Source organism: Thiohalorhabdus sp. (assembly GCF_046545655.1).
GTDB lineage: Bacteria > Pseudomonadota > Gammaproteobacteria > Thiohalorhabdales > Thiohalorhabdaceae > Thiohalorhabdus.
The window spans coordinates 1-4,468 of the sequence record NZ_JBKGZG010000074.1; the positions used below are offsets into that span (position 1 = coordinate 1).

Consider the following 4,468-nt stretch of genomic DNA (forward strand, 5'->3'; position numbering starts at 1 on the left):
CCGGCATCCCGGGGCGCGAGACGCTTGCTGCCCAGGGCGTTCGTGGCCTCCAGTTGGCGCATGTTGTCGAACCGGCAGAATTCCACGGCCTCCCGCACGGTCTCCTCGCTTATCTTCCCTAGGCCCAGAAAGTCAAGCACCCGGCGCATCTGTTCTTCCGTGTCCCGTTGTAGATCCTCGTAGGTCACAAGCAGGAAATCCTTGGGGACCTCTCGGTTCCGGGCCCAGATGTTGTAGAACTCGATGTTGGTCTCCACGCTGCCCACCGCCTCATAGACGTAGTCCCGGAGGCTCCCCTGGAAGTTAATGTTGCGCTTGGTCTTTTGAAAGTAGGAGGAGACCGTTACGTCGCGCGGATCCCGGGTCAGGAAGATAACCTTCTTGTTGGCGTAGAAGGACTTGTCCGTTTCCAGTTCCTCGGGGCGCTGGAATTCCGGGCCTCCGTCGTGGTGGGGCAGGATCTTGGGCAGGGTCCGGACCTTGCGTTTGTACCGGTGCGGGCGGAGGGGGTCCGAGGGGTCGATTCCGTAATGCTCCTGGATGGCCTTGGAGATCATGAGGACCAGCCAGGTGCGGCCGCATTTGGGGAAGGAGATGATGTGGGTGTCGGAACTGTGCAGGAGCCAGGTGCGGCGGAGTTTCTTCCGAAGGGTTTTAAGCATGGCAACCGGTCATTAGAAGGCGTCCCGGGAATTTGGGGTGAATGCTCCGCGGAAATGCCAATTAGGAGGCGGGTTCGAGTCTAGCAGGGGCTGTGATCCGGGGAAAGGTGGGGCACTGCTACCTTCCCTTCGGCTTAGGGCCTGAGCTACTCCCTGGTATGCTTCCGGCGGCGCATTCTTACGCGCTCCCTTTAAGCGCTTGATCCAGGGTGGGTTCCGTAGACTCATGACCAGAAATGGGCGGATCGCCTTTTTCTTTGTAACCTCGGGCCGCAGCGGGGTGGATCGCCTGATCCGGAATCTGGCGCCGCGGATCGTGGAGCGGGGCCATGCGGTGGATGTGGTCCGGGTCCGTGGGCACGGTCCGGAGCTTGGTGCGGGTGACTCCCGGGTACGCGTCGTGGAGCTGAATGCCGCCCACGCCTGGAGCGCCCTGCCCGGCCTGGTCCGCTACCTGCGCCGCGAGCGGCCCACGGTTCTGGTTTCCGGCAAGGACAAGGTGAACCGCACGGCTTACCTGGCCCGGAAGCTCGCCCGGGTGCCGGTCCGGCAGATCTTCCGTTTCGGGACCACCGCCTCCCTGGCCCTTCCCGGGCGGCCCTGGAAGGAGCGGGTTCTGCAGAGCTGGTCCTTCCGTCATCTGTATCCCCGGGTGGACCGGGTCCTTGTTCCTTCCGAAGGGGTTCGGGAGGACCTGATCGCCAGTTTCGGGATTCCGGCGGAGAGGGTGCGGACGGTGGCCACGCCCGTGGTGCCGGAGGCCCTTTTCTCCGAGCCGCGCGCCCGGCCCGCGCACCCCTGGTTCCAGCCCGGCGAGCCGGCGGTGGTGCTGGGCGTGGGGGAGCTCTCCGCGCGCAAGGACTTCGGCACCCTGGTGCGGGCTTTCGCCCGTCTCCGGCGGCGCATGGAGTGCCGGCTGGTGCTGGTGGGGCAGGGCCGGCAGGAAGCCGACCTGAACGCCCTGGCCGAGGAGCTGGGTGTGGCGGAGGACGTGGCCCTTCTGGGCTTCCAGTCCGACCCCTACGCCTTCATGGCCCACAGCAGCGTCCTGGCCCTCACATCCCGCCGGGAAGGGCTTGGCTTCGTGCTCATCGAGGCCATGGCCCTGGGCACGCCCGTGGTGGCCACCGACTGCCCCAGCGGGCCGCGGGAGACCCTGGAGGACGGCCGGTACGGGCCCCTGGTGGAGGTGGGCGACTGGGAAGGCCTGGCGAAGGCCCTGGAGGACACCCTGACGGCCCCGCTGCCCTCGGAAACGCTGCGCGACGCCGTGCGCCCCTTCGAGATCGAGGCGGCCACCACCCGCTACCTGGAGGAGATGGGGCTGGATCCCTACCCGCAGCAGGGTCTGTGAGGCGCTGCATGGGGCGCGAGGCAATCGGCTCCGGCGGGGTCGGGGGGATAGCCCCTCCCCCAGGGAATGCGGTCCCCATGGGGTACCGAGGTGGCCCCCACCACCCTCGGGCCGAGGCCGGAACTGTGGTAGCCTCCACCGGATTCAGCAATCCACCGGATCCTGGGTCCTATGCATCTGGACAATCTCGGCCAAGCCCGCCTGCTGGTGGCCGGCGACCTCATGCTCGATCGCTACTGGTCCGGCGAGACCGGGCGGATCTCGCCCGAGGCGCCGGTACCGGTGGTCCATATCGACGGCGAGGAGCTGCGCCCCGGGGGCGCCGCCAACGTGGCCCTGAACGCTGCGGCCCTGGGCACGTCGGCGGCCCTGCTGGGCTTCACCGGGGCGGATCCGGAGGCCGATGCCCTGGAGAACCGCCTGCGCGAGGCCGGGGTCACCTGCCACCTGCTCCGCGATCCTGAGATCGCCACCCTGGTCAAGCTGCGCATCGTCAGCCGCCACCAGCAGCTGATCCGCCTGGATTTCGAGGACGGTTTCCACGGCTGCGACGGCGCCGCCCTGGGCGACCGTTTCCGGGAGGTCCTGGCGGACCGGGACGCCGTCGTGCTCTCCGACTACGGCAAGGGGACCCTGGGCGAGGCCCCCGTCCTGATCGCCGCGGCGCGCGAGGCCGGCAAGCCCGTGCTGGTGGATCCCAAGGGCACGGACTTCGCCCGCTACCGGGGCGCCACCGCCATCACCCCCAACCGGGGCGAGTTCGAGGCGGTGGTGGGGGCCTGCCACGGCGAGGCGGAGCTGGGGGAGCGCGCGGAGTCCCTGCGCCGGGAGCTGGAGCTGGAGGCGGTCCTGGTGACGCGGGGCGAGCAGGGCATGACCCTGGTGCGCGAGGGCCGGGCGCCGGCCCATTTCCCCACCCGCGCCCGGGACGTCTACGACGTCACCGGCGCCGGCGACACAGTGATCGCCACCCTGGCCGCCGCCCTGGCCGCCGGGGAGCCCTGGGAGGAGGCGGCCTCCCTGGCCAACCTGGCCGCCGGGGTGGTGGTGGGCCGCCTGGGTACGGCGGTGGCCACCCCCGCCGACCTGCGCCGTGCCCGGCTCCATGAGGGGCGGGAGGGGCGCCGGGTGGTGGACGAGGAGGAGCTTCTGACCCTGGTGGCCGACGCCCGGGCCCACGGCGAGCGGGTGGTGATGACCAACGGCTGCTTCGACCTCCTGCATGCCGGCCATGTGGCCTACCTGGAGGAGGCCGCCCAGCGGGGGGACCGCCTGGTGGTGGCGGTGAACGACGACGCCTCGGTGGCTGGGCTCAAGGGCGAAAACCGCCCGATCAATCCGCTGGAGCACCGCATGGCGGTGCTGGCCGGGCTAGCGGCGGTGGACTGGGTGGTGCCTTTCGGCGAGGACACCCCGGCACGGCTCATCGGCCGCGTCCTGCCGGACGTGCTGGTCAAGGGCGGCGACTACCGCCCCGAGGAGATCGCGGGGTACGACGCCGTCACCGGCGCCGGCGGCGAGGTGGTGGTGCTCTCCTTCCGGGAGGGCTGCTCCAGCTCCGCCATCATGGACGCCATCCGCAAGAGGGGGGATCGGCAAGGAGAGGGCAATGCCTGACGACGCGCTGCACCGCGGCCGCACCCACCGGCTGCCGGGGCTGCTGACCCTGGCTCTTACGGTCGGGCTGCTGGCCGGCTGTGGGGTCAAGCACACCGTGGGCGACAACACGGTCCACGACCCGGAGGCAGGCCAGGAGCAGGAGGCCCAGGACGGGCCGGACGGCGAGGCCCCGGCCGAGGCCGAAGCCGGGGACAAGGGCCCCACCGAGCCCACCGAGCCGGCCCCCGAGACCGGCCAGTTCCTGGAGGCCAAGGGGACCAGCATCGGCGGGGAGGACTGGGTGGCCGAGATCCGCGGCGAGGGCGAGGACCTGTGGCTCGCCAGCCCCTTCGACGCGGACACCACCTACGCCATGGCGCGCGCGGCCACCTTCCTCCAGGGGCTGCGCCTGACCGAGGAGGACTCCGCCCGGCGGCGCTTCACCACCTCCTTGGCCTACAAGGCCTGGCACGGAGACGATGAGGGCGGCTTGGCGCTGACCATGAAGGTCCTCACCAAGGGCTTCGGCAAGGACGCCCGCTACCGCTTCCGGGTGGCGGTGGACCCGCTCGAAGAGGGCGGCAGTCGCGTGGCGGTGGAGCAGTACCGCGAGGTGATGGAGGAGGAGCCCCACCAGGATGTGGGCGACTGGGTGGAGGCCGACGAGGCCGACCCGGAGATCAACCGCGACTACCTGGAGGGGCTGCGGCGGGGTCTGGGCGACTAGCTTCAGCCGCGGGCGAGGCCCGTAGCCGCTCCTGCGGCAGCTTTTCGGTCGGGCAGGGCGCCTGTGGGAGCGGCCATTGGCTGCGACGCGGTTTCCGGCCCCGGGTGGTCGCGGCTGATAGCCGCT

4 protein-coding genes are annotated in these 4,468 nt (G+C 70.2%); 3 read left to right on the top strand and 1 reads right to left on the bottom strand.

What is annotated here, in order from left to right:
* A partial coding sequence (locus ACLFRB_RS11475; RefSeq protein ID WP_411069149.1) for a sulfotransferase domain-containing protein occupies positions 1–662 on the bottom strand: 662 nt, incomplete at its 3' end.
* Positions 663–888: 226 nt separating this feature from the next.
* Between ACLFRB_RS11475 and ACLFRB_RS11480 the strand changes: the two genes are divergently transcribed.
* The 3 genes from ACLFRB_RS11480 to ACLFRB_RS11490 all read left to right on the top strand — a co-directional run bounded on the left by ACLFRB_RS11480 (position 889) and on the right by ACLFRB_RS11490 (position 4,342).
* The gene (locus ACLFRB_RS11480; protein WP_411069150.1) at positions 889–2,016 is read left to right on the top strand and encodes a glycosyltransferase; all 1,128 of its coding nucleotides are present in this window, start codon (positions 889–891) and stop codon (positions 2,014–2,016) included.
* A gap of 171 nt (positions 2,017–2,187) precedes the next feature.
* On the top strand, positions 2,188–3,633 hold the full coding sequence (hldE, locus tag ACLFRB_RS11485; RefSeq protein WP_411069151.1) for a bifunctional D-glycero-beta-D-manno-heptose-7-phosphate kinase/D-glycero-beta-D-manno-heptose 1-phosphate adenylyltransferase HldE: 1,446 nt from the start codon (positions 2,188–2,190) through the stop codon (positions 3,631–3,633).
* On the top strand, positions 3,626–4,342 hold the full coding sequence (locus ACLFRB_RS11490) for a hypothetical protein (RefSeq protein WP_411069152.1): 717 nt from the start codon (positions 3,626–3,628) through the stop codon (positions 4,340–4,342). The genes hldE and ACLFRB_RS11490 overlap by 8 nt, the downstream gene beginning before the upstream one ends.
* The last annotated feature ends 126 nt before the right edge of the window (positions 4,343–4,468 follow it).

Excerpts from the sequence above, each read along its gene's own strand:
- ACLFRB_RS11480 (WP_411069150.1), top strand. The coding sequence starts at position 889 with ATGACCAGAAATGGGCGGATCGCCTTTTTCTTTGTAACCTCGGGCCGC.
- hldE (WP_411069151.1), top strand. The coding sequence starts at position 2,188 with ATGCATCTGGACAATCTCGGCCAAGCCCGCCTGCTGGTGGCCGGCGAC.
- ACLFRB_RS11490 (WP_411069152.1), top strand. The coding sequence starts at position 3,626 with ATGCCTGACGACGCGCTGCACCGCGGCCGCACCCACCGGCTGCCGGGG.